The following is a 21,875-nucleotide window of genomic DNA, read 5'->3' as shown; positions in this document are numbered from 1 at the left end:
CCACCCCGCGGGCGCCAGGCTGGCCTGCGTCTGCCATGCAGCGGCCGTCGGCTGCTGGCGCCCTCCACGGCCTTCGCGAGGAAATTACCTCGCCGTGCCTCCGGTGCAGCGTAGCTTCGATGGCATGGGTAGTGAGCACTTGGGCGATCGCGTACAGCGGTTGCGCAGAATGGCCGACCTCACGCAAGAGGGGCTGGCCGAACGTTCGGGTGTGTCTGTGGACGTCGTGCGGAAGCTGGAGCAGCGGCGTAAGCATTCGGCTCGGCTGCCGACGCTCCATGCGCTTGCCAAGGGGCTGGGCGTGGAGGTCACCACCCTGCTGGGGGATCCACCTGCCGTGCCTTCCACGGGTGAAGCAGAGCCTCCTGCGTTGGTGGCCGTGCGGCGCGCCATCATGCCGCCCTTGTTTGCTCCACCGTCTGAGCCCAGCGGTGCCGAGTCGCTGTCTCTGCCTTTACTGCGGAGCGAGATCGCTGCGGCCTGGACCCTCTACCACGCGGCGGATTTCGGCCGGGTCATGGAAGTGCTGCCCGGCATCATCGCGGACGCCCGGTTCGCCTCGGCCGTGGGCGACGAGGGCCAACGCGGGGCCGGGCAGGGAGCTTTGGCGAAGGCACTGCAATTGGGCGGTCACCTTGCCATCCGGCTGGGGAAGACCGATCTCGCGCTGTCGAGCCTTGAACGTGCGTTCGCCGCAGCCGAAGTCTCGATGGACCCGCTCCTGCCGCCGATGATCTGCAACTCCGTGGCGTGGGCGTACCAGCGTCAGAACCGGCTGGACGACGCGGGCAGTTTGGCGGTTCGCGCGGCCGACGGCGTCGAGCAGCGTCACATTCACAGTGCCGAGGGCGTGCGTGTATGGGGTGGCTTGCTGATGTCCGCTGCCACGAGCAGCGCACGCTCCGGCGACTATGAGACGGCGAACGCCATGATGCGCACGGCAGAGCAGGCCGCCGGTCGCCTTGCCACGATGCCACCGCCTGCGGACGGCAAGCTCCTGAGCATCTTCAGTAAGTCGTCCGTACGCATCGAGCGCGTGCGTCTCGCCGTTCAGCACGCTCGGCCGGAGGAAGCCCTCAGGCTTGCGAGGGGAATGCGGCTGAGCAGGGAAACCCCTCTGTCCTGGCGGACGTGGCTGCTGCTGGACGTGGCTCGCGCGTACGCCGACATCGGCGATGCCGAGGGCGCCACCAAGTCCCTTGCGAAGCTGCACCGCGTCGCACCGTCGTGGATGCGCCACCACACGTTGGCCGTCACCATCGTCCAAGACCTCTGGGCAGCGAAGTCACGTCCGCCCGGTCTGCGCAAGCTGGCCGAGTTCTTGGGCGTCGCGGGCTAGCGTCGCAGAAGTAGGACGTTCCGTCCCTGGGGCGGCGTGGTTGACCAGTCCAGCCTGTGGGTCATGGTGAGCAGTTCGCAGCGGCCTCGGCCGCCGTGTGGCCGTAAACGAGCCCGGTCAGCTGTCGGAGTCCTCGGCTACTGCCGTGCTACGAACGAGCCCATGCCAGGCGTGGTAACGATCAGACCCTCTTTGCGAAGTGCGGCGGTGACCTTGCGCACCGTGACTCGCGCTACGCCGAACTCCTGCTCCAGCCGCGTCTCGGAGATCAGGTGGTTGACCGGGTATTCGCCACTCGCGATGCGCTCCCGAAGCACGTCGGCGATCTGGGTCCACTTGGGACGGGTGGGGTCGTAGTCCATCACTTGCAGAACCGTACGTATTGACACCCAACCGAACATAGACGCTGAGGGTAGTATCCGGCTATAGACAGGTGTAGAGGGGTCACCTTACTGTGGCACTCACCACAAACCCCCGCGGCCGTGCTACCGGCCCGGGGGCATGGCCACCAGCCTCATAGGAGCTGATGACATGAAAGAGCGTATCGCCCGATTCCTCGCGTGGGCGAGAGTGCTTCTCGCAAAATCCGGCAGTCGCGGCAACGTCGCTAACGACACCTTCGCACCCGCCGTACTCTCCCTGCCCCACACCAGCGCCCTAGGCGCGTACGTCACCCCCGTGCTGGAGTGCACCTGTCCGCCGGTGGCCCAACTGCCGCACGTGGCCGGAACCTTTGTCGTCGACATGCAGCTCGACAAGCTGGGCCAGGTCATGGGTCACGTGGGCCCGCGCCTTCAACTTCGTCCACCGGCCGGCGGGCTGGAGTGGGAGGCGGTGCCCGAGGTCGTGCGGGCTGCTACCGGTGCCGAGCAGCTGAGGGCCAAAGTGAAGGTTGTGAACTCGCGGGGCAGGTGGGGTAAATGACCGACCCAGAGGTGGGTGCCGTCGTCGTCGACACCTTCAACAACGCCGTCGGTGCCGTCACCAAATCCGCGAACGGTCTGACCCGGCTCCAGTACCCCAACGGCTGCGCCTGGACCGCCTACACCTCCAACCTGCGGCCGCCCGTGACAGCCGAGCGGCGGCGGTTCGAGGCCGCTCAGCAGACGTGGGGAGGCGCCACGTTGGCCGATCGCGCGAAGGGAATGAAATGCGAACAGTGATCTGCAATGACGACTGCGACCACGACTGGGTCCAGTGGAGCGGCGCGACGCGCTGTCGTAAATGCGGCGCAACAGTGCAGTAGCGTCTTCTGCCCCGGGTGGCAGCCGTCCTCGGCTGCCACCCCCTCACGAGGGGGGACCGTGTCGGCCCGTACCGCATGGCCTGAGCTGCCCGGCGCTGTCCGGGCGGCTGTCGAAGAGCGCACCGGGGCGGTCATTGCCGCGGAGACGCTGCCGGACGGCCTCACCTGTGCGACCGCGCTCAGTCTCACCACCGCCACAGGCAGGACGTTCGTCAAGGGCGGCCCCGTGCATCGGGCTGCACAACAGTGGGAAGTGCTGGTCAATCCGTACGTGCGCGCCATAGGCCCCCGGTTGCTGTGGCAGGTCGTCGCTGACGGTTGGGACCTGCTGGGGTTCGAGTACGTTGACGGGCGGCACGCCGACCTATCGCCCGGGTCGCCCGATCTGCCGCTCGTCGCCGAGGCGTTGCGCACAGCGCACGACCGGCAGCCCCGGCCCACCCCTGCGGTGCCGCCGCTCGTCGAGCGCTGGTCGGCATTGCTCGCCCCTGGCGAAGCGGCCTTGCTCGGTGGCGACAGCCTCTTGCACACAGACACCAACCCGCACAACATCCTCATCGCCGACCGTCGCGCGCACCTCGTCGACTGGGCCATGCCCGCCCTCGGACCGGCCTGGGCCGATGTCGCCTACACGACCGTACGGCTGATGGAAGCCGACTGCCCGACTGGCCGGGCGCTCGCCTGGGCTGCCCGATTCCCCTGCTGGCGGGCGGCCGATGCGCAGGCCCTGCGGGCGTTCGTCGCGGCGAACTGCCGGCACTGGGACTCCCGGGTCGGCCCCGTCGCGGCCCGCCCGAGCAACGCCCGCTTCACGGCGCTGCTCGGCCTCATGCCGTAGGGCACGGAGGGGCCCGTCCCGCACAGACGCGGGCTGGGCGTCTCAACCGCACACGTCAGGCCCGCGAGGTGACCGCTCGGCCGAAGTGCCGGGCGAAGAAGCGGACCGCGCTGTCCGCCTCGAACCTGGGCAGCTCCTTGTGCTTGCCCGAGTTCACGTGCAGGGACTTCTCCTTCGAGGCGAAGGCGTCGAACAGCGCGAGACCCTCCTCGCGGGGGATGTGCTCGTCGTCCCACTGCATGTCGAACTCGATCGGGATGGTGATGTGCTTCGCCTTCTCGGCCAGGACATCGGGCCAGTGCTGGCCGAAGACAGCGGCCGTGATCCTGGGTTCGGCTGCCACGAACGGTATGCCGATCGCGGTGCCCATGTTGATGCCCCAGTAGCCGACTGGTCCGTCGGTGCCGATCTCCGGAAGCTCCTGGAGAGCGTCCAGGGTCGCCAGGTACTCGGGCACGGCCTGCTCTGCCAGGTGGGCGTTGTAGCGGACGACGATCGGGCCTTCCGGCTCGCCGGCCGCCCTCGCGCGGAACAGCTCGGCGATTTCCGCCTCGTCGTGCGCCGTGCGCGGCCGGTCGCCGTGACCGGGCGCGTCGATGACGGCGACGTGGAAGCCGCAGCCGTTCACGAGGAGGGCCGCGCGGCCGGCCATCGCCGGGTGCTTCTTGTGGTTGCCGCCGCCGTGGCCCATCAGGATCAGGGGCGCGCGTTCGGCGCCGGAAGCCGGCGACCAGAGGACTCCGGGGACGTCGCCCACGGTGAAGTCACGCTCGATCATGCCGTTCGACGACGACTCGGCGGTGAACTTAAGAGAATGCGATGAGTTCATGAGGTGTTGCCTTTCGGGAGTGCCTTGTTGTCGAGGCGCTCCCGGCGACACCTACGTCAATCGCCGGCCGTGACGGGCAGGGGGAGCACCCACGTCGATACTGCGTTCACGGGGCTCACCTCCTCGGGCGGTGTCACGGGCGACTGGAAGATATCAGCCCGGTGATCATCCCTTCAAGCCTTTTCCCTGCCACGCGATGCATCACAGCCGCCGGACGCGCAGCACGCCGGTCAGCATCGGGAGAGTGAACTCGCCGCGGGCGGTCTCCGCACTACTCGCGAGGAAAGCGCGGATCCGGCCCAGCGTGGCTTTCTGTTCCTGTTCTGGCATGACCAGCATCCCCGCGCGTGTCGCGATGGTCGCGACGAGAGAGTCGGCAGTGCGGCGCTGCCCGTGTGGGAACTCGGCCTGCTCCGGTGAGCCGAACCGGGCGGCCACGCCGGTCTTTGGAAGGTGCATGTCGGCCGTCTCGGCGCGCCAGCCGGCGGGTGTGTCACGCGGGCCGATGGCCGCGCTCCCGCTGACCCGTGCGAGCCCGGCAACCCACTCGACCCGGTCGTCCATGAGGTTCCACAGGCCGGCCAGGATGCCGCTTGGCGCGAGGACCCTGGCGATCTCGGGTCCCGCGACGGCCATGTCGAACCAATGCATGGCGTTGCCGGCCAGCACGGCATCGACGGAAGCGTCCGGCAGCGGTATCGCCTCGGCACTGCCCGGCAGGGCGCGGACAGCCGGCAGCGAGCGGCGCAGCTCGGTCAGCATCGCCGGGTCGGGCTCGACCGCGATGACGTCGGCACCCAGCGCGACCAGCGTGGCGGTCAGCTTGCCGGTGCCGGCACCGAGGTCGAGCACGCGCGGGCCGGGCGCGGTCTCAAGCGCCCAGCGCACCGCAGCCTGCGCGTAGTCCGGACGGTGCTCGGCGTACGCGACCGCCGCTGCGCCGAACGACGAGGCGTGAAGCAGATGTTCGTCCTCATCCACGCGGTTACCGTATCGGTGCTGTTGGCGGTCAGGTACCCCGCCTCACCACTTCTGCGACCGCCACCGGACACCGCTGGACCCGCCTTCATGCGGCGCTCGGGAGATTGGCGACCGCTCCGATAGCATGTTCGGGCTCACGACGATCGCCCTGGTCACCCGCCCTTCACCGGAAAACATGCTCCAGCGCGAGGGGTGATCTATTTAGCTGACATCCAACAAATTGGCCAAACAATTGATATCTATAGCACGGGTGTTTTCGCGAATAAATAGCAGAATAACGTTCGCCGCGTGGCGCCGACCACGGACGATATTGTGGGCCACAGTGAGTGTGGTGGCCCTCGGATTCCTCATCGCGCTGGAGATCGCCGCGCGTCACTACGGCCTGCCGGGGCCGATCACCAACCAGGCTAAAGAGGTGATATTCGCCCCCAAATCGGGCCCACTGCTCTACGCCAGCATGGGGCTGATGATGGTGGTGCTCACCTGGCGGGAACGGTTCATCGCCGCCGGCATCGCGGTCGGCATCGACGTCGCCTTCTTTCTGGTGCGATGGGCCGTCGGCGCCAAGATGATGTTCGGCAACGGCGCGTTGTGGGTGGTTCTGGGGTATGCGGTCATCGCCGTCACGCGCCGCACCGGCCGGGAACGCATCCTGCTGCTGAAGGGCGTCGGGCTGGGCCTGCTGCTGGTGGCCGGCCGCAAGACCGGCGACACCTGGCTGCTCATCACCTCGAAGACCCGCCCGGCGGTGCTCGACCAGTACGTGGCCACCGCCGATCACGCGCTGGGCAACCCGTCGTGGATCGTAGGCCGGATCGTCAAGGCCACCGGTCCGATCGGCGACCACGTTCTCGACTACGTCTACATCCAGCTCGCGGTGGCCGCGGTCCTCGTCTCGCTGTACCAGCTGCGCAATGTGGCGGCCGAGCGCCGCTTCCCGCGCCATCACCTGGTGCGCACCTTCCTGGTGATCGGCCTCCTCGGGCCGGGCATCTACATGATCTACCCGGTGGTCGGACCGATCTTCGCCTACGGCGCCGACGGCGGGCACTGGGCGGTGGCCGACCTGTGGCCCAACACGCCGACGCCGATCATTGCGCCGCACCACATGCCCTTCGACGCGACCACCCCGCGCAACTGCATGCCCAGCCTGCACACGGCGTGGGCCACCGCGATCTTCATTCACTCCCGAAAGGGCCCGCGAATTCTTCGATTCGGCGGCGCCTTCTGGCTGATTGCCACGCTCGGAGCGACGCTGGGATTCGGCTACCACTACGGCACGGACATCATCTCCGGCGTGGTGTTCACGCTCACGATCGAGGCGGCTTTGCGTTCGATCGAACGCGGCTGGGACCGGTCGGGAATTCAGCTGGTCGCTTACGGTGCAACGGTCTTCACCGCGTTCTTGCTGTCGTATCGCTATCTGCCGATGGAAATGGCCGAACAGCCGTGGGTGTTCGGGCCGCTGCTCATTCTGGCGATGATCTCGGTGATCTACCTCTACGTACGGACCACCAAGCTGTGGGAAGCGAAGGCGCCGAAGGTCGCACCGGCGCGGCAACCGGAACCGGAACCGCAGGCCGAGCTGGTCTGAATCATCCCTCCAGCACGTGCTCCCGACCCCAGACCCCCAGCGGCACCAGCGCGGCGTTGAGCGAGGTGCCCAGGGGCGTCAGGGAGTACTCGACGCGCGGTGGCACCTCCTCGTACACCTCGCGGTGGACGATGCCGTCCTGTTCCAGCTCGCGCAGGTGCGAGGTGAGGACCTTCTCCGTCACCCCCGGCACCAGCCTGCGGAGCTCGCCGAAGCGCGAGGACGGGTAGGCGTCCAGCGCCCAGAGGATCAGCACCTTCCACTTGCCGCCGATCACGTCCATCGCCGCGTCGATCCCGCAGACGTACGACCCCGGCCTCCGTCCAACAGGCATCGCTCCACCCCTCTGACCTGCTCACTCACCTTGAGGTAACCACCCACTTCAAGGTGCGTACTTGATCATCTTTGGTCCGCGAACCAGCCTAAACGGCATGACCGACAACAACACCCGCTCCCTCTCCCTCCTCGGCCTCGGCGCCATGGGCACCGCACTGGCCGCAGCCTGGCAGGACGCCGGGTACGCGCTGACCGTCTGGAACCGCACGCCCGGCCGGGCCACGGCGCTCGCCGACGTCGCCCCGGCGGCGGTCGCCGTGCCCACCGTCGCCGAAGCCGTCGCCGCGAGCCGGCTCGTCGTGGTCTGCCTCCTCGACGACGACTCCGTCGGCGAGGCCCTCGCCGACGCCGACCTGACCGGCAAGGATCTCGTCAACCTCACCACCAGCACCCCCGCACAGGCCCGCGCCCGCGCCGAGTGGGCCTGCGAGCGCGGGGCCCGCTACCTGGACGGCGGGATCATGGCCGTCCCGCCGATGATCGGTGCCGCGGGCTCCGGCGCGTACGTCTTCTACAGCGGCTCGCGCGGCCTCTTCGAGGCCCACCGCGACGCCCTGTCCGCACCGGCCGGGACCAATTACGTCGGTGAGGACGCCGGCTTCGCCGCCCTCCACGACGTCGCGCTGCTCAGCGCCATGTACGGGATGTTCTCCGGGGTCGCCCACGCCTTCGCGCTGATCCGCAAGGAGGAGATCGCACCCACGGACCTCGCCCCGCTCCTCACGTCCTGGCTCACCGCCATGGGGCAGTCCGTCGGCTCGATGGCCGGTCACCTGGAGGACGGCGACTACACGACGGGCGTCGTCTCCAACCTCGCCATGCAGGTCGCCGGGTCCGCGACGCTGCTGCGCACCGCGGAGGAGCAGGGCGTCAGCACCGAACTGCTGACGCCCTACCTGACCTTGATGAAGCAGCGCCTCGCCGCCGGGCACGCTGAAGAGGACACCACCGGGGTCACGGATCTGCTCCTGCGGTGACCCGCGCTTCAACAGGTCACCAGGCGAACGCCTCCGGCGACGGGCCCGGGCCCGGGAAGATCTCGTCCAGCGAGGTCAGCACCTCCTCGCTCAGCTCCAGCTTCACCGCCCGCAGCGCGCTCTCCAACTGCTCGGCCGTGCGCGGGCCGACGATCGGGCCGGTGACGCCGGGCCGGGTCAGCAGCCAGGCCAGCGCCGCCTCGCCGGGTTCGAGGCCGTGCTTGTCGAGCAGGTCCTCGTACGCCTGGACCTGCGCCCGGACCGCCGTGTTGGCCAGCGCATCCGCCGACCGGCCGCTGGCCCTGCGCCCGTCCCGGGCCTCCTTCTTGATGACGCCGCCGAGCAGACCGCCGTGCAGCGGCGACCACGGGATGACACCCAGCCCGTACTCCCGCGCGGCCGGGATCACCTCCATCTCCGCCCGCCGCTCCGCCAGGTTGTACAGGCACTGCTCGCTGACCAGGCCGAACGTCCCGCGGCGCGCGGCCAGCTCGTTCGCCTGCGCGATCTTGTAGCCGGGGAAGTTGGAGGAACCGGCGTAGAGGATCTTGCCCTGCTGTACGAGGACGTCGATGGCCTGCCAGATCTCCTCGAACGGCGTCCGCCGGTCGATGTGGTGGAACTGGTAGAGGTCGATGTGGTCGGTCTGCAGCCGCTTGAGGCTGCCCTCGACCGCGCGCCGGATGCTGAGCGCGGAGAGGCGGTCCTCGTTGGGCCAGGGCTGCTCGCCGTCGGGCTGCATCCCGCCGAAGACCTTGGTGCCGATGACGACCTTCTCGCGCCGCCCGCCGCCCTGGGCGAACCAGCTGCCGATGATCTTCTCGGTGCGGCCCTTGTTCTCGCCCCAGCCGTACACGTTGGCGGTGTCGAAGAAGTTCAGGCCCGCGTCCAGCGCGGCGTCCATGATGGCGTGGCTCGCGGCCTCGTCGGTCTGGGGACCGAAGTTCATGGTGCCGAGGACGAGCCTGCTGACCTTGAGTCCAGTGCGTCCGAGCTGCGTGTACTCCATGCCGCCTTAGCCAACGCCCTGGAGCGGGCTCGAAGCAAGGGTGACTCGCGCGGGGTCGCCGCGGGGTCACTTCACCGCGGCCACCACGGCGACGACGACGAGCAGCACGGCGAGCGCACCGGTCATGATCCGGTTTCTGGTCTTGGGGTCCACCCTACGAGCGTAACCGGAGCGGTCAGGGTGCCCGCCGGGTACCCAGTGGCCAGGCGGCCACCGTTTCGTAGCGGGGGCGCTCCCCGGCGATGCCGGAGGCGGGCAGGAGGCTGCGGACGAGCTCCAGGCGCTCGACCTGCCACCGGCGGCCCCGGAACTCGGCCAGCTCCTCCGCGTAGGGCTTGAGGTTCACGTGCCCGGCGGTGCGGGCGAGGGTGAGGTGGGGGCGGAAGGGCTTGGCGTCGTCCATCGGGACGCCGGCGCGGCGGGCGGCGGCGCGGGCCGAGCGGGCCAGGCCGCCCAGGGTCTCCAGGGAGCCGGTCGCCCCCACCCAAAGGATGCGGTCGCCGAACCGGCCGCCGGACGCGAACCGCAGCTCGTGGGCCGGGTGCCGGTGGGCGGCGCGGGAGAGGCGTTCGTCCAGCTCGGGGAGGAGGGCCTCGTCGGTCTCGCCGAGGAAGGCCAGGGTGAAGTGCCAGTTCGCGGGTTCGGTCCAGCGCAGCCGGCCGCGCCGCTCGGGCAGCGCGGCGCGCAATTGGGCGACCTCGGCCGCGAGTTCGTCGATGGCGGCCGAGGGCGGGATCACAGCCACGAACAGGCGCATACGACTAGTGTCCCGCGCATGGCAGGCAACGGCTTGGAGATCAGGAAGGGCGGGGCGGACGACGTCCCCGCGATACTCGCCATGCTCGACGGGGCGGTGGAGTGGCTGGTGGCGCACGGCCGCACCGGCCAGTGGGGCACCCTGCCGTGGTCGGCGCGGCCGAGGGCGGTGGCGCAGGTGGAGCGGATCGTCTCCGAGGGGACGCCGTGGATCGCGGAGATCGACGGCGTCCCCGCGGGGACGGTCACGCTGACGCCGTACTCCACGCCGCAGGTCGCCCCGGCGGACGAGCCCGAGGTGTACGTGCACCTGCTGGTCTCCGACCGCCGCTTCGCGGGGCGGGGCGTGGGGGCGGCGCTCCTCGCGCACGCGGTGCAGGAGACGCGGCGGCAGGGGATCGGGCTGCTGCGGGTCGACTGCTACGCGGGCAGCGAGGGGCGGCTGGTCGCCTTCTACGAGGGGCAGGGGTTCACCCGGACGGAGACCTTCCGGGCCGGTGAGGGCGGGGAGTGGCCGGGGCAGGTGCTGGCGCGGCGGGTGTGACGCCGCGCCGCGCACCTGGCCCTCAAGCGCTGGACGTGCTGACGCCGGACGTGCCGACTTCGGATGTACTCACGCTGGACGTGCCGACTTCGGCCCGTCCGGCGCCCGGGGCGGCCGTCGGGCGCGGTACGAACGTCACGTGCCGGTGCCCCCGCCTCAGGTCCACCCGGAGCCGCAGGCCCCCCGCGCGCACCAGCACGAGGCCGATGCACGCCGCCGCCAGCGCGGAGACCAGGCCTCCGGCGAGGAAGCCGAGCCTGGGCCCGTAGACGTCCGTCACCCAGCCGACGAGCGGGGCGCCCAGTGGGGTGCCGCCCATGAAGACCATCATGAACAGGCTCATCACCCGGCCGCGCAGGGCCGGGTCGGAGGCCAGCTGGAGGCTGGAGTTGGCGGTCACGTTGATCGTGAGGCCGCACATGCCGATCGGCACCAGCAGCAGCGCGAACACCCAGAACCCGGGCGCGAGCGCGGCCGCGATCTCCAGTACTCCGAACAGGACCGCGGCGCCGACCAGCAGCCTGGTCCGCGAGGTGCCCCGGCGTGCCGCGAGCAGCGCGCCGGCCAGCGAACCGGCGGCCATCAGGGTGTTGAGCAGGCCGTAGGTGCCGGCGTCGGCGTGGAAGACGTCGTTGACGAACGCCGTCAGCCAGATCGGGAAGTTGAAGCCGAAGGTGCCGATGAAGCCGACCAGGACGATCGGCCACAGCAGGTCCGGGCGCCCGGAGACGTAGCGCAGCCCCTCGCGGAGCTGGCCCTTGCCGCGCGGCGCGCGGTCGGCCTTGTGCAGCTCGGAGGTGCGCATCAGCAGCAGCCCGGCGATGGGCGCGGCGAAGGACAGCCCGTTCAGCAGGAACGCCCAGCCGCTGCCCATGGCGGTGATCAGCGCGCCGGCGACGGCGGGGCCGACCAGCCGGGCGGACTGGAAGTTGGCCGAGTTGAGGCTGACGGCGTTGCGCAGGTCGGCGGGGCCGACCATCTCCACGACGAACGCCTGCCGGACGGGGTTGTCGACGACCGTGACGACACCGAGCGCGAGCGCGGTGAGGTAGACGTGCCAGACCTGGACGTGCCCGGAGAGGGTGAGGGCGGCCAGGGCGAGACCGGTGACGCCCATGGCGCTCTGGGTGATCAGCAGTAGCCGCCGCTTGGGGTAGCGGTCGGCGATGACGCCGCCGTAGAGGCCGAGCAGCAGCATGGGCAGGAACTGCAGGGCCGTCGTGATGCCGACCGCCGCGGAGGAGCCGGTCAGGCCGAGGACGAGCCAGTCCTGGGCGATGCGCTGCATCCAGGTGCCGGTGTTGGAGACCACCTGGCCGGTGGCGAAGAGCCGGTAATTGCGGACCCGGAGCGAGCTGAACATGCCTCCCTTGTGCTTCACGTGCGGCAGGGAGGTGATGGGTGCGTCGTCGTGGCGGTTCGGTGCGGGTGCGGAGTCTGCTCCGTGTCCCGAACTCAAGGTGCTTCGCCTCCTTCTCGTATGCGGGGCTCCCGCCGGTGTGGCGGGACCTTTCGGGCGCACATCGATGCGTCATGGACGCGTCATGTTGCGCTTGGATGCGCTCTGTGAGCGCGGGCGCCGGGGGCGCTACAGGTGTGCGAGTTTTTCGAGTACGGGCGCGGCGGCGCGCAGCGTCGCCCACTCGTCCTCGTCCAGATTTCCGGCCAGCTCGGCGAGCCAGGCGTTGCGCTTGCGACGGCTCTCTTCGAGCATGGCCTCGGCCCGCTCGGTCTGCCGGACCACCTTCTGGCGGCGGTCCTCGGGGTGCGGCTCGAGCCGCACCAGTTCCTTGGCCTCCAGCAGCGCCACGATGCGCGTCATCGACGGCGGCTGCACGTGCTCCTTGCGCGCCAGCTCCCCGGGCGTGGCGGAACCGCACCGCGCCAGGGTGCCGAGCACCGACATCTCGGTGGGGCTGAGCGACTCGTCGACCCGCTGGTGCTTGAGCCTGCGGGACAGCCGCATGACACCGGACCGCAGAGCGTTCACGGCCGCGGTGTCGTCGGGGGTGCGGGACAGATCCGGCATGTTCATTAGATTAACTCATTACTTCGTCTAAAGAAAGTCCCGGGGCGGGGGCGCACGGGGGTGCACCTATGTGCACCCCCGTCCGGCAGTCACCTGCAATGGCAGCCGCCCCGTCGAGCGGCATCGTCGATGGCGGACCAGTTGACGATCGACGACCCGACGGGGGACGGCAGGCATGCGCAAGACCGACGGCACGGCGAAGGCGATAGCGGGGCAGGCGGGGCTGTTCCTGCTCGTCGCCTTTCTGGGGGCGGGGGCGCTGGGGGCCCTCCAGCCCTGGACGCGGATCCCCGGCGAGGTGATCGAGCTGACCCAGTTCGGCCCCGCCCTCGGCGTCCTCACCGTCGCTCTGGTGTGGCCCGCGCGGGTGCGGGCGGTGCTCGCGGGAGCCGTGCGGGGGTGCGGCGGACGGTCGGGGGCGTTGCTGCTCGTCACCGCGCCGCTGGTCATCGCGGCGGCCGCCACCGCCTACGGCCTCGCCACCGGCGACGCCCACGTCACCGCTCCGGGCGCACTGCACCACCCCTTCGTGCTGATCGTGGTGGCGCAGCTGATCGGTGCGTGCGGCGAGGAGATCGGCTGGCGCTGCTTCCTGCAGCCGCTGCTGCGCACCCGGTGGGGCCTGGTCCCCGCCTCGGCCGCGGTGGGGCTGGTGTGGGGCGTGTGGCACGTGCAGGTCTTTGCGCTGGCCCCGGCCTACGCGGCCGGCTTCCTGCTGTCGACCGTGTCGATGTCGGTCGTGCTGGGGGTGGCCCTGGAGCGGGTGCGCGGGTCCCGGCTGCTGCTCGCGGGCGGCTTCCACGCCCTGGTCAACCTCGGCATGCTGCTGCTCATGGACGAGGAGTCCGGCGCGGTGCTCCCCATGGTGCTGTTCGGGGCCGCCTGCCTGGCCGCGGCGGTGGTGTGGGTGTGGGCGGGGGTGCGCAGGGCTCCGGCTAGGATCGAGTCGATCTTGGAACACGTTCGGTGAGGCGGCGGGCAGCGATGGCATCGGCCTTCATCCGCGCCTGCGTGGCCGCCTGGCGGTGCCAGCTGGCGAGTCTGCTCGCCCTCGCGGTGACCGCCGTCGGCACGCTCGTGGTGCTTGCCCTGCTGTTGCTGCCCGTAGGCGTCGGCTTCCGGCTGCTGCCGCCCGCCGCCCGGTTGCTGCGCGCGGCGTCCGACCGGGCCCGCGGCCGGGCCGCCCGCTGGACGGACGTACGCATCAGCCCGCCGGAACCGCTGCCCGCGGGCCCGGCCCGGGCGGTCCTCGGCGACGAGGGGTTCTGGCGCGACCTGGGGTGGGCGTGGCTGGAGCCGGTCGTGGGCGGGCTGCTGGTCGCGGTGCCCCTCGTGTTCATCGAGTACGGGGTGTTCGGCGCGCTGGTGCAGCCGTTCGTCTGGCGGCTGCTCGGCGACACCAACTGGTACGCCTTCGTCCTCGTGCACAGCACCCCGACGATGCTCGCCGCACTGGCGCTGGGCCTTGCGTTCACGGCCGCGGGCGTGTGCGCCGCGCCCGCGGTGCTGCGGCTGCACTCCCGGTGGGGGCGGTGGCTGCTGTCCGCGCCGCGCAGCACCGAACTCGCGCGGCGCGTGGACCGGTTGGACCGCACCCGCACCCAGGCGATGGACACCCAGGCCGCCGAGCTGCGGCGCATCGAGCGCGATCTGCACGACGGTGCGCAGGCCCGGCTCGTCGCCCTGGGCATGACGCTGGAGCGCGCCGTCCGGCTGCTGGACAGCGACCCGCCGACCGCCCGTGAGCTGCTGCTGGACGTCCGCAGGACGTCCGCGCAGGCGCTGGAGGACCTGCGCGGCCTGGTCCGCGGCATCCACCCGCCCGTACTCGCCGACCGCGGGCTCGGCGACGCCGTACGGGCCCTGGCGCTCGACTGCTTCCTCGACGTCCATATCGAGGCCCGCCTGCCGGGCAGGCTCCCCTCGCCGGTCGAGTCGGCCGCCTACTTCGCGGTCAGCGAGATGCTGGCCAACGCGGTGAAGCACTCCGGCGCCCGCGAGGTGCACATCGCCCTTGAGTACGAGGGCGCACTGCTGCGGATCACGGTCACCGACAACGGGCGCGGCGGCGCCGACGTCTCGCGGGGGACCGGACTGACGGGCGTCCGGCGCCGGTTGGATACCTTCGACGGGACCCTCGCCCTGCACAGTCCGCCGGGCGGGCCGACCACCGTGACGATGGAGATTCCGTGCGCGTTGTCCTCGCCGAAGACCTCTTCCTGCTGAGGGACGGGCTGATACGCACCCTCGAGGAGCACGGCTGCGAGGTCGTCGCCGCGGTGGACAACGGCCCGGCCCTGCTGCGCGCGCTGCTGGACGAGGAGCCGGACGTGGCGGTCGTCGACGTGCGCCTGCCGCCGACCTTCACCGACGAGGGCCTCCAGGCGGCGCTGGAGGCCCGCCGCAAGCGGCCCGGCCTGCCCGTCCTCGTGCTCTCCCAGTACGTCGAGCAGCTCTACGCCAACGAACTGCTGGCCACCGGCGACGGCGCCGTCGGCTATCTGCTCAAGGACCGGGTCACCGACACCGCCCAGTTCGTCGACGCGGTGCGCCGGGTCGCCGCCGGGGGCACGGTGATGGACCCCCAGGTCATCGCCAGGCTGCTCTCGCGCGGCGAGGCCCGCGGCACCGTCGGCAGCCTGACGGCGCGCGAACGGGACGTGCTGGAGCTGATGGCCGAGGGCAGGTCGAACGCCGCCGTCGCCGCCACCCTGCACTTCAGCGAGAGCGCCGTGGCCAAACACACCGCGAGCATCTTCGCCAAGCTCGGCATCGCCCCGTCCGCGGACGACAACCGCCGGGTGCTGGCCGTCCTCGCCTACCTCAAGCGGTAGATCTACTTCGAGCGCCGCCCGTAGTGCGTGCCCGCGAAGCGCCGCAGGAAGCCGTCCGGGCCCGTGACCGTCACGTCGTAGCGCCCCGACAGCGTCGGCCAGGCGACCTTGTGCGCACCGCGCACGGTCACCTTCTGCCGCTTGCCGCCCGTGCCGTTGGGGGCGAGGGCGAACTCCGCGGCGCCCTTGGACGCGAGGTGCAGGGTCACGTGGTCGTGGCCCGCCTCGGCCGTCACCGCCGCGGCCGCCCCGCCCGCCTTGCCCTTGAAGCGGCGTACGAAGCCGTCCGCCCCGTGGACGGTGAAGTCGTACTCGCCGCCCGTCTTCGACGCCTCCCACACGTACTGCGCGCGGCCGCCCGGCGCGACCGTGAACGGCGTCCCCGCGAAGGGCAGCCGGACGTTCGGGAAGACCGTGAAGTGGAAGGCCGCGCTCCCGGCGTTGTGCATCGTGCACACCACCTTGCCCTTCGCCGCATCCACGGTCACCGTCGCCTCGGGCGCGTACGGCAGCGGGCGGAAGGGGCGGGTGCCCGGCTCCTGGACCGGGGTCGTCTGCTGGCCGGTGGCCGGCAGTTTGACCGCGGGCAGCTTGGCGCTCTGGTCGGCCTTGCGGACCAGTTCCTTGGTGTCGGGCAGGGAGGGCACCGAGTAGTCGGGGCGCGTGAAGTCGAAGCAGGAGGTCAGGTCGCCGCAGACGGCCCGCCGCCAGGCGCTGATGTTGGGCTCGCGCACGCCCGTCACCCGCTCCAGGAAGCGCAGCACCGAGGTGTGGTCGAAGACCTGGGAGTTCGTCCAGCCGCCGCGCGACCAGGGCGAGATCACCCACAGCGGCACCCGGCTGCCCAGCCCGATGGGCTGCCCGCCGACGAACTCGTCCGGCGTCCCGGCGGGCGGGAAGGGCGGCACGACGTGGTCGAAGTAGCCGTCGTTCTCGTCGTACATCACCAGGAAGACGGTGTGCTTCCAGACCTCGGGGTTGGAGAACAGCGACTGCAGCGCGGTGTTGACGTAGTCGGCGCCGTAGTCCGGGCTGGCCGAGGGGTGCTCGGAGAAGAGGTAGGGGGCCACCAGCCAGGAGACGGTGGGCAGGGTGCCGTCCTTGCAGTGCCGGTCGAAGGCCGACAGGTCGAACTTCGTCATCGCGTTGACGTAGCGCGGGTCGTCCTTGGCGAAGGCGTGGAACTGCCGGAAGTAGGACAGCGCGTTGTCGTCGTAGTCGCCGTAGCGGTCGTCCTTGCTGGGGTTGTGGTAGACGCGCCAGCTGATGCCCGCCTTCTCCAGGCGCTCGGCGTAGGTCGTCCAGTCGGCGACCGGGTTGTCGGTCACCACGCTGTTGTCCGTGAACGGGCCGGTCGTGCCGTCCGTGCCGGGGCCGGGCGTGCCCGTCCACAGGTAGAGGCGGTTGGGGTCGGTGGGGCCGGCCATGGAGCAGAAGTAGTGGTCGGCGAGGGTGAAGGCGTCGGCGAGCGCGTACTGGTAGGGGATGTCCTCGCGCGTGAAGTAGCCCATGCAGCGCTCGCCCTTGGCGGATACCCACTGGTTCATCGCGCCGTGGTTGATCGCCTCGTGCCCGGACTTCCAGTCGTGCGGCAGGCCGTCCGCGTTCTGCGCGTTGAAGCGCGTGGTGTCCATGCGGTACGGCAGGAGCCGGCCGCCGTCCTTGCGGGCCGGGTCGGGCTGGCGCAGGACGCTGCTGCCGTCGGGGAAGACCAGGCCCTGCCGGTCGTCGAAGCCGCGGACGCCGCGCAGGGCGCCGAAGTAGTGGTCGAAGCTGCGGTTCTCCTGCATGAGGATCACCACGTGCCGGACGTCGGCGAGCTTGCCGGCCGTGGGGGCGGCGGCCCCGGCGGAAGCGGCTGCCGCCTCGGCCGCGTGGGCCGCCGCCGGGGTGCCGACGGCCGCGGCGGCGGCCGCCGCTGCCGACGTGACTGCGAACGTACGACGCGTGATGGGGGACACCGGGCAACTCCTCGGGTCGGTGAGGCGGAAGTCGCCCGCACGCTAACGACGTGCCCTGAGCAAGGGAATGGACAGAAGGTGGATCCCAATGGACTGTCAGCTGTCCATCGCGCCGCGCCGGCCCCCCTCCAGCACCCCCTCCAGAATCCGCACCCACTCCTCCACCACGCGCCCGCGCCGCGCGCTGTCGTCCGTCAGCAGCGTGGCCAGCCCCAGCCCCCGCGCCATGTCCAGCAGCCCCTGCACCGTCTCCCGCACCCCCGGCACCGACTCGTCCGCGCCCAGCAGCTCCACGGCCATCCGGTGCGTCTCCCGGCCCACCCGCGCCTCCAGGGCCGTCACCCGCGCCCGCAGCTGCGTGCGGTCGTTCGACGCGGCCACCCACAGGTGCAAGGCGGCCCGGAACAGCGGCCCGGTGTAGAGCGCGACCAGCTCGCCGACGACCACGTGCCTGCGGGCCGGGCCCACGACGGGCGGGGCCGCCGCGACCAGCGCCCGCAGCGCCGCCGAGCGCTCCTCCGCCACGTACTCCACGGCCGCCGTGAACAGGTCCTCGCGGGTGGGGAAGTGGTGCTGGGCCGCGCCGCGGGACACCCCGGCCCGCTCGGCGACCAGGGAGACCGTCGAGCCCGCCCAGCCGTACTCGCCGAGGCAGCCGATGGCCGCCTCCAGCAGCCGCTGCCGGGTGGCACGGCTGCGGTCCTGCTTGGGGCCGGTCAGCGTACCCACGAGGGATCCCTCTTCTCCAGGAACGCCGTCATGCTCTCCCGGGCCTCCACCGAGGCGAACAGGCGCGCCGACTGCTCGACCAGCCCCTGCGCATCCCGGTCGAAGACGCGCAACACCTCGGCCGTGACCAGCCGTTTCGACTCGGCGAGCCCTTGCGGCGAGGCCCTGCGCAGCCCATCGAGCACGGGCCGCAGCAGCTCGTCGGGATCGCCTGCGGAGGTGATCAGGCCGATCCTGGCTGCCTCCGCCGCGTCGAACCGCTCGCCGGTCAGGAAGTAACGGGCCGCCGCCCGCTGGTCGATGCGCGGCAGCAGCGCCATGGAGATGACGGCCGGGGCGAGCCCCAGCCGCGCCTCGGTGAAGGCGAAGGACGCCTCGGGCCCGGCCACCGCGATGTCACAGGCCCCGAGCAGCCCCAGCCCGCCGGCCCGGACGTGCCCGTGCACCCGGGCCACCACCGGTTTGGGCAGCTCCAGGACCGTGCGCAGCAGCCGGGCCACCTCCTGCGGCCCGGTCGGTGCCGCCTCCGACAGGTCGGCGCCCGAGCAGAAGGCGTTGCCGGTGTGGGTGAGCACGACGGCGCGGGTCTCGGGGTGCGCCGCGGCCCGGGCGAGCCCCTCGTGCAGCTCGCCGACGAGCCGGGCGGAGAGGGCGTTGCGGTTGTGCGGGGAGTCCAGGGTGAGGGTGGTGACGCAGTTGTCGTACGAGCGGCGGACCGGCATGCCAAGTCTCCTTCGGGCCATGGGTTTCAGTAAGACTTGGGGTCAGTACGACTTGGGCAGGCCCAGCGTCTGGTGCGAGATGTAGTTGAGGATCATCTCCCGGCTGACGGGCGCGACCCGCGTCACCCGGGCCGCGGTGATCAGCGAAGCCAGCCCGTACTCGGTGGTGAGGCCGTTGCCGCCGAGGGTGTGCACGGCGCGGTCGACGGTCTGCACGGCGGCCTCCGCGGCCGCGTACTTGGCCATGTTGGCGGCCTCGCCCGCGGCGGCGTCGTCCCCCGCGTCGTAGAGGTGCGCGGCCTTGTACATCATCAGCCGGGCCAGCTCGGTCTCGATGTGCGACTGGGCGAGCGGGTGGGCGATGGCCTGGTGGGCGCCGATCGGCTCGTCCCACACCTGCCGGGTGCGGGCGTAGGCCACGGCCCGGCCGAGGGCGTGGCGGGCCATGCCGATCGCGAAGGCGGCGGTCATGATGCGCTCGGGGTTGAGCCCGGCGAACAGCTGGAGCAGCCCCGTGTCCTCGTCGCCGACGAGTGCGTCGGCGGGCAGCCGGACGTCGTCCAGCACCAGCTCGAACTGCTTCTCCGGGGAGGCGACTTCCATGGCGATGGGGCGCCGGGTGAAGCCGGGCGCGTCACGGCCGACGATGAACAGGCAGGGCTTGAGGCGGCCCGTCCGGGCGTCCTCGGTGCGGCCGACGACGAGGGTGGCGTCGGCGGTGTCCACGCCGGAGATGAAGACCTTGCGGCCGGTGAGGATCCAGTCGGAGCCGTCGCGGCGGGCGGTGGTGGTCAGCCGGTGGGAGTTCGACCCGGCGTCGGGCTCGGTGATGCCGAAGGCCATGCGGAGCCCGCCGGAGGCCAGGCCCGGCAGCCAGGCCCGCTTCTGGGCGTCGGTGCCGAAGCGGGCGATCACGGTGCCGCAGATGGCGGGCGAGACGACCAGCATCAGCAGCGGGCACCCGGCGGCGCCCAGCTCCTCCAGTACCAGGGCGAGTTCGGTGATGCCGCCGCCTCCGCCGCCGTACTCCTCGGGCAGGTTGACGCCCAGGTAGCCGAGCTTCCCGGCCTCCGCCCACAGCTCCTCGGCGTGCCCGCCCTCGCGCACGGCCGTGCCGAAGTAGTCGCGGCCGTAGCGGGCGGCGAGGGCCGCGACGGCGGTGCGCAGGGCGCGGAGTTCGCCGGATTCCACGAGTGTGCTGCTCATGCGGGTGTCTCCTCGGTCTCGGTGACGACGGCGAGCAGGGCTCCGACCTCGACCTGCCGACCGGGCGCGGCGTGCAGCGCGGTGAGGGTGCCGGAGGCCGGGGCGGTGATGCGGTGCTCCATCTTCATCGCCTCCAGCCACAGCAGCGGCTGCCCGGCCGTCACGGTCCGCCCCACGGCGAGCCCGTCCGCGACCCGTACGACCGTGCCGGGCATGGGTGCGAGAAGCGATCCGGGCTCCGCGCGGGCGGCGGGGTCGGGGAAGCGGGGGAGCGCGGTGAAGGCGTACGAGCCCGCGTGCGGGGTGTCCACGTGGACGCGGTCGCCGTACGCGGCCACGTGGAGGGTGCGCCGGATGCCGCCGTCTTCGAGGACGACACGGGTTCCGGTGGCTTCCAGGAGCCGTACGCCCGGGAAGGCGGGGGCCTCCAGGCCGGTGCGGGTGAGGCGGTAGTGGATCTCGTGCTCCGTGCCGTCGGGCTCGCTGCGGTAGGCCTTGGCCTGCGGCTGGGAGGGCACGTTGCGCCAGCCGCCGAAGGGGGAGCGGCCTTGGGCGTCGGCGAGCGCGGCGGCGAGGGCCGCCAGGGGCTGCTGCGCGGGGGGTGCGGTGAGCTCCGCGAGGTGGCGGCCGTAGAAGCCGGTGTCCATGCGGCCGGCGGTGAACTCCGGGTGGCGCAGGGTGCGTACGAGCAGGTCGCGGTTGGTGACGGGCCCGTGGACGCGGGCGCGCTCCAGCGCGTGGGCCAGCTTGCGGACGGCCTCCCGCCGGGTCGGGGCGTGGGCGATCACCTTGGCGAGGAGGGGGTCGTAGTGGACGGAGACGGTGTCGCCGTCGTCGATCCCGGAGTCGACGCGCAGGGCCGCGCCCGCGGGGCCGGGCTCGCAGACGTCCGGCACCCACAGCCTGTGGACCGTTCCCGGCCGGGGGGCGAAGCCTGCGGCCGGGTCCTCCGCGTACAGCCGGGCCTCCACCGCGTGGCCCGACGGTGCGGGCGGGGACGGGGGCAGGGCCTCGCCCTCCGCCACGCGCAGTTGCAGCGCCACCAGGTCCACCCCGTACACGCACTCCGTCACCGGGTGCTCCACCTGCAGCCGGGTGTTCATCTCCAGGAAGTACGGGCGCCCGTCGGCCGGGACGAGGAACTCGGCCGTCCCCGCGCCCGTGTAGCCCACCGCGCGCGCCGCGTCCGCCGCCCAGCCGTGCAGCCGCTCGCGCAGCGCGTCCGGCAGGCCGGGGGCGGGCGCCTCCTCGATCACCTTCTGGTGCCGGCGCTGCAGCGAGCAGTCGCGCGTGCCCAGTGTCCACACCGTGCCCCGGGTGTCCGCCAGCACCTGGACCTCCACGTGCCGGGCGCCTTCCGCATACGGCTCGACGAAGACCTCGTCGTCGCCGAAGGCCGCGGCCGCCTCGGCCCGCGCCGACGCCAACGCGTCGTCCAGCTGGGAGAGATCGCGCACCACCCGCATGCCGCGCCCGCCGCCCCCGCCCGCTGCCTTGACCAGCACCGGCAGGTCGGCTCCGGTCACCGCCGCCGGTTCCAGCGGTGTCTGCACCGGCACTCCGGCCGCCGACATGATCCGCTTGGCGCCGGTCTTCGAGGCCATGGCCTCGATCGCCTCCGGCGACGGCCCGATCCACACCAGCCCCGCCGCCCGCACCGCCCGCGCGAACTCCGCGTTCTCCGACAGGAACCCGTACCCGGGATGGACCGCGTCCGCCCCCGCCGCCAGCGCGGCGGCCACCACCAGCTCGCCGCGCAGATACGTCTCGGCCGCGGCCGAACCCGGCAGCCGCACCGCCGCGTCGGCCTCCCGCACGTGCCGTGCGCCGGCATCCGCGTCCGCGTACACGGCGACCGTCGCGATGCCCAGCTCCCGGCACGTCCGGAAGACCCGGCAGGCGATCTCGCCCCGGTTGGCGACCAGCACTGACCCGATCATCGGTC

At 71.5% G+C, this 21,875-nt stretch carries 23 protein-coding genes; 10 read left to right on the top strand and 13 right to left on the bottom strand.

What is annotated here, in order from left to right:
* Positions 1–124: 124 nt before the first annotated feature.
* The gene (locus FHS39_RS04330) at positions 125–1,339 is read left to right on the top strand and encodes a helix-turn-helix domain-containing protein (protein ID WP_184346370.1); all 1,215 of its coding nucleotides are present in this window, start codon (positions 125–127) and stop codon (positions 1,337–1,339) included.
* Positions 1,340–1,476: 137 nt separating this feature from the next.
* Here the strand turns inward: FHS39_RS04330 and FHS39_RS04325 are convergent, their stop codons facing one another.
* Positions 1,477–1,701, bottom strand: coding sequence for a GntR family transcriptional regulator (locus FHS39_RS04325; protein WP_221462430.1), 225 nt, complete (start codon positions 1,699–1,701; stop codon positions 1,477–1,479).
* Between the two features lie 169 nt (positions 1,702–1,870).
* Between FHS39_RS04325 and FHS39_RS25805 the strand changes: the two genes are divergently transcribed.
* From FHS39_RS25805 to FHS39_RS04310, 3 genes are all read left to right on the top strand, one after another.
* Positions 1,871–2,263: a hypothetical protein gene (locus FHS39_RS25805; protein ID WP_343069349.1), complete on the top strand. Its 393-nt coding sequence runs from the start codon at positions 1,871–1,873 to the stop codon at positions 2,261–2,263.
* Positions 2,260–2,502, top strand: coding sequence for a hypothetical protein (locus FHS39_RS04315; RefSeq protein ID WP_184346368.1), 243 nt, complete (start codon positions 2,260–2,262; stop codon positions 2,500–2,502). Before FHS39_RS25805 ends, FHS39_RS04315 begins: the two co-directional genes overlap by 4 nt.
* Positions 2,503–2,643: 141 nt before the next feature.
* Complete coding sequence (locus FHS39_RS04310; protein ID WP_184346367.1) at positions 2,644–3,423, top strand: phosphotransferase; 780 nt, start codon at positions 2,644–2,646, stop codon at positions 3,421–3,423.
* Between the two features lie 55 nt (positions 3,424–3,478).
* Here FHS39_RS04310 and FHS39_RS04305 read toward each other — a convergent pair whose 3' ends face one another.
* Entirely contained in the window at positions 3,479–4,252 is a 774-nt protein-coding gene (locus FHS39_RS04305) for an alpha/beta hydrolase family protein (protein ID WP_184346366.1), read from the bottom strand.
* Positions 4,253–4,453: 201 nt separating this feature from the next.
* A complete protein-coding gene (locus FHS39_RS04300) occupies positions 4,454–5,233 on the bottom strand; it encodes a methyltransferase domain-containing protein (protein ID WP_184346365.1) in 780 nt (259 codons plus the stop codon).
* A gap of 307 nt (positions 5,234–5,540) precedes the next feature.
* Here FHS39_RS04300 and FHS39_RS04295 point away from each other — a divergent pair, with 307 nt between their 5' ends.
* The gene (locus FHS39_RS04295; RefSeq protein WP_343069374.1) at positions 5,541–6,827 is read left to right on the top strand and encodes a phosphatase PAP2 family protein; all 1,287 of its coding nucleotides are present in this window, start codon (positions 5,541–5,543) and stop codon (positions 6,825–6,827) included.
* Between the two features lies 1 nt (position 6,828).
* Here the strand turns inward: FHS39_RS04295 and FHS39_RS04290 are convergent, their stop codons facing one another.
* Positions 6,829–7,161, bottom strand: a complete 333-nt coding sequence (locus FHS39_RS04290) for a winged helix-turn-helix transcriptional regulator (RefSeq protein WP_184346363.1) — start codon at positions 7,159–7,161, stop codon at positions 6,829–6,831.
* 97 nt (positions 7,162–7,258) lie between these two features.
* On the opposite strand from FHS39_RS04290, the gene FHS39_RS04285 reads away from it, so the two are divergent.
* Positions 7,259–8,140 (top strand): NAD(P)-dependent oxidoreductase, encoded by an 882-nt coding sequence (locus tag FHS39_RS04285; protein ID WP_184346362.1) that lies wholly within the window; start codon positions 7,259–7,261, stop codon positions 8,138–8,140.
* Between the two features lie 16 nt (positions 8,141–8,156).
* Here FHS39_RS04285 and FHS39_RS04280 read toward each other — a convergent pair whose 3' ends face one another.
* Together FHS39_RS04280 and thpR are read right to left on the bottom strand one after the other, a co-directional pair.
* A complete protein-coding gene (locus tag FHS39_RS04280; protein ID WP_184346361.1) occupies positions 8,157–9,149 on the bottom strand; it encodes an aldo/keto reductase in 993 nt (330 codons plus the stop codon).
* Between the two features lie 175 nt (positions 9,150–9,324).
* The gene (gene thpR / locus FHS39_RS04275) at positions 9,325–9,906 is read right to left on the bottom strand and encodes an RNA 2',3'-cyclic phosphodiesterase (protein ID WP_184346360.1); all 582 of its coding nucleotides are present in this window, start codon (positions 9,904–9,906) and stop codon (positions 9,325–9,327) included.
* Positions 9,907–9,924: 18 nt separating this feature from the next.
* Here thpR and FHS39_RS04270 point away from each other — a divergent pair, with 18 nt between their 5' ends.
* Positions 9,925–10,449 carry a GNAT family N-acetyltransferase gene (locus FHS39_RS04270; protein ID WP_184346359.1) on the top strand — a complete coding sequence of 175 codons (525 nt, stop codon included), beginning with the start codon at positions 9,925–9,927 and terminating at the stop codon, positions 10,447–10,449.
* Positions 10,450–10,471: 22 nt separating this feature from the next.
* On the opposite strand, the gene FHS39_RS04265 is transcribed toward FHS39_RS04270, so the two are convergent.
* Together FHS39_RS04265 and FHS39_RS04260 are read right to left on the bottom strand one after the other, a co-directional pair.
* Positions 10,472–11,908, bottom strand: a complete 1,437-nt coding sequence (locus FHS39_RS04265; protein ID WP_184346358.1) for an MFS transporter — start codon at positions 11,906–11,908, stop codon at positions 10,472–10,474.
* Positions 11,909–12,037: 129 nt separating this feature from the next.
* A complete protein-coding gene (locus FHS39_RS04260) occupies positions 12,038–12,478 on the bottom strand; it encodes a MarR family winged helix-turn-helix transcriptional regulator (RefSeq protein WP_045932870.1) in 441 nt (146 codons plus the stop codon).
* Positions 12,479–12,653: 175 nt separating this feature from the next.
* On the opposite strand from FHS39_RS04260, the gene FHS39_RS04255 reads away from it, so the two are divergent.
* Genes FHS39_RS04255 through FHS39_RS04245 form a run of 3 tightly spaced genes read left to right on the top strand, consistent with a single transcriptional unit; the run spans position 12,654 to position 15,312 of the window.
* A complete protein-coding gene (locus FHS39_RS04255) occupies positions 12,654–13,448 on the top strand; it encodes a CPBP family intramembrane glutamic endopeptidase (RefSeq protein WP_184346357.1) in 795 nt (264 codons plus the stop codon).
* Positions 13,449–13,462: 14 nt separating this feature from the next.
* The gene (locus FHS39_RS04250; RefSeq protein WP_184346356.1) at positions 13,463–14,704 is read left to right on the top strand and encodes a sensor histidine kinase; all 1,242 of its coding nucleotides are present in this window, start codon (positions 13,463–13,465) and stop codon (positions 14,702–14,704) included.
* Positions 14,668–15,312 (top strand): response regulator transcription factor, encoded by a 645-nt coding sequence (locus FHS39_RS04245; RefSeq protein WP_045932853.1) that lies wholly within the window; start codon positions 14,668–14,670, stop codon positions 15,310–15,312. The genes FHS39_RS04250 and FHS39_RS04245 overlap by 37 nt, the downstream gene beginning before the upstream one ends.
* A gap of 2 nt (positions 15,313–15,314) precedes the next feature.
* Here FHS39_RS04245 and FHS39_RS04240 read toward each other — a convergent pair whose 3' ends face one another.
* From FHS39_RS04240 to FHS39_RS04220, 5 genes are all read right to left on the bottom strand, one after another.
* Positions 15,315–17,273 carry a phosphocholine-specific phospholipase C gene (locus tag FHS39_RS04240; protein ID WP_184346355.1) on the bottom strand — a complete coding sequence of 653 codons (1,959 nt, stop codon included), beginning with the start codon at positions 17,271–17,273 and terminating at the stop codon, positions 15,315–15,317.
* A gap of 96 nt (positions 17,274–17,369) precedes the next feature.
* Entirely contained in the window at positions 17,370–18,002 is a 633-nt protein-coding gene (locus tag FHS39_RS04235) for a TetR family transcriptional regulator (protein WP_184346354.1), read from the bottom strand.
* Positions 17,990–18,724 carry an enoyl-CoA hydratase family protein gene (locus tag FHS39_RS04230; RefSeq protein WP_184346353.1) on the bottom strand — a complete coding sequence of 245 codons (735 nt, stop codon included), beginning with the start codon at positions 18,722–18,724 and terminating at the stop codon, positions 17,990–17,992. The genes FHS39_RS04235 and FHS39_RS04230 overlap by 13 nt, the downstream gene beginning before the upstream one ends.
* Before the next feature lie 42 nt (positions 18,725–18,766).
* On the bottom strand, positions 18,767–19,930 hold the full coding sequence (locus tag FHS39_RS04225) for an acyl-CoA dehydrogenase family protein (protein ID WP_184346352.1): 1,164 nt from the start codon (positions 19,928–19,930) through the stop codon (positions 18,767–18,769).
* Positions 19,927–21,870 (bottom strand): acetyl/propionyl/methylcrotonyl-CoA carboxylase subunit alpha, encoded by a 1,944-nt coding sequence (locus tag FHS39_RS04220; protein WP_184346351.1) that lies wholly within the window; start codon positions 21,868–21,870, stop codon positions 19,927–19,929. The genes FHS39_RS04225 and FHS39_RS04220 overlap by 4 nt, the downstream gene beginning before the upstream one ends.
* Positions 21,871–21,875 lie beyond the last annotated feature (5 nt).

This window comes from Streptomyces olivoverticillatus, from assembly GCF_014203555.1.
GTDB lineage: Bacteria > Actinomycetota > Actinomycetes > Streptomycetales > Streptomycetaceae > Streptomyces > Streptomyces olivoverticillatus.
Note: the sequence above shows the minus strand (reverse complement) of the source record. Positions and strands in the feature narration are given on the sequence as shown.

Excerpts from the sequence above, each read along its gene's own strand:
- FHS39_RS04330 (WP_184346370.1), top strand. The coding sequence starts at position 125 with ATGGGTAGTGAGCACTTGGGCGATCGCGTACAGCGGTTGCGCAGAATG.
- FHS39_RS04325 (WP_221462430.1), bottom strand. The coding sequence starts at position 1,701 with ATGGACTACGACCCCACCCGTCCCAAGTGGACCCAGATCGCCGACGTG.
- FHS39_RS25805 (WP_343069349.1), top strand. The coding sequence starts at position 1,871 with ATGAAAGAGCGTATCGCCCGATTCCTCGCGTGGGCGAGAGTGCTTCTC.
- FHS39_RS04315 (WP_184346368.1), top strand. The coding sequence starts at position 2,260 with ATGACCGACCCAGAGGTGGGTGCCGTCGTCGTCGACACCTTCAACAAC.
- FHS39_RS04305 (WP_184346366.1), bottom strand. The coding sequence starts at position 4,252 with ATGAACTCATCGCATTCTCTTAAGTTCACCGCCGAGTCGTCGTCGAAC.
- FHS39_RS04290 (WP_184346363.1), bottom strand. The coding sequence starts at position 7,161 with ATGCCTGTTGGACGGAGGCCGGGGTCGTACGTCTGCGGGATCGACGCG.
- FHS39_RS04285 (WP_184346362.1), top strand. The coding sequence starts at position 7,259 with ATGACCGACAACAACACCCGCTCCCTCTCCCTCCTCGGCCTCGGCGCC.
- FHS39_RS04280 (WP_184346361.1), bottom strand. The coding sequence starts at position 9,149 with ATGGAGTACACGCAGCTCGGACGCACTGGACTCAAGGTCAGCAGGCTC.
- thpR (WP_184346360.1), bottom strand. The coding sequence starts at position 9,906 with ATGCGCCTGTTCGTGGCTGTGATCCCGCCCTCGGCCGCCATCGACGAA.
- FHS39_RS04270 (WP_184346359.1), top strand. The coding sequence starts at position 9,925 with ATGGCAGGCAACGGCTTGGAGATCAGGAAGGGCGGGGCGGACGACGTC.
- FHS39_RS04260 (WP_045932870.1), bottom strand. The coding sequence starts at position 12,478 with ATGCCGGATCTGTCCCGCACCCCCGACGACACCGCGGCCGTGAACGCT.
- FHS39_RS04255 (WP_184346357.1), top strand. The coding sequence starts at position 12,654 with ATGCGCAAGACCGACGGCACGGCGAAGGCGATAGCGGGGCAGGCGGGG.
- FHS39_RS04250 (WP_184346356.1), top strand. The coding sequence starts at position 13,463 with ATGGCATCGGCCTTCATCCGCGCCTGCGTGGCCGCCTGGCGGTGCCAG.
- FHS39_RS04230 (WP_184346353.1), bottom strand. The coding sequence starts at position 18,724 with ATGCCGGTCCGCCGCTCGTACGACAACTGCGTCACCACCCTCACCCTG.
- FHS39_RS04225 (WP_184346352.1), bottom strand. The coding sequence starts at position 19,930 with ATGAGCAGCACACTCGTGGAATCCGGCGAACTCCGCGCCCTGCGCACC.
- FHS39_RS04220 (WP_184346351.1), bottom strand. The coding sequence starts at position 21,870 with ATGATCGGGTCAGTGCTGGTCGCCAACCGGGGCGAGATCGCCTGCCGG.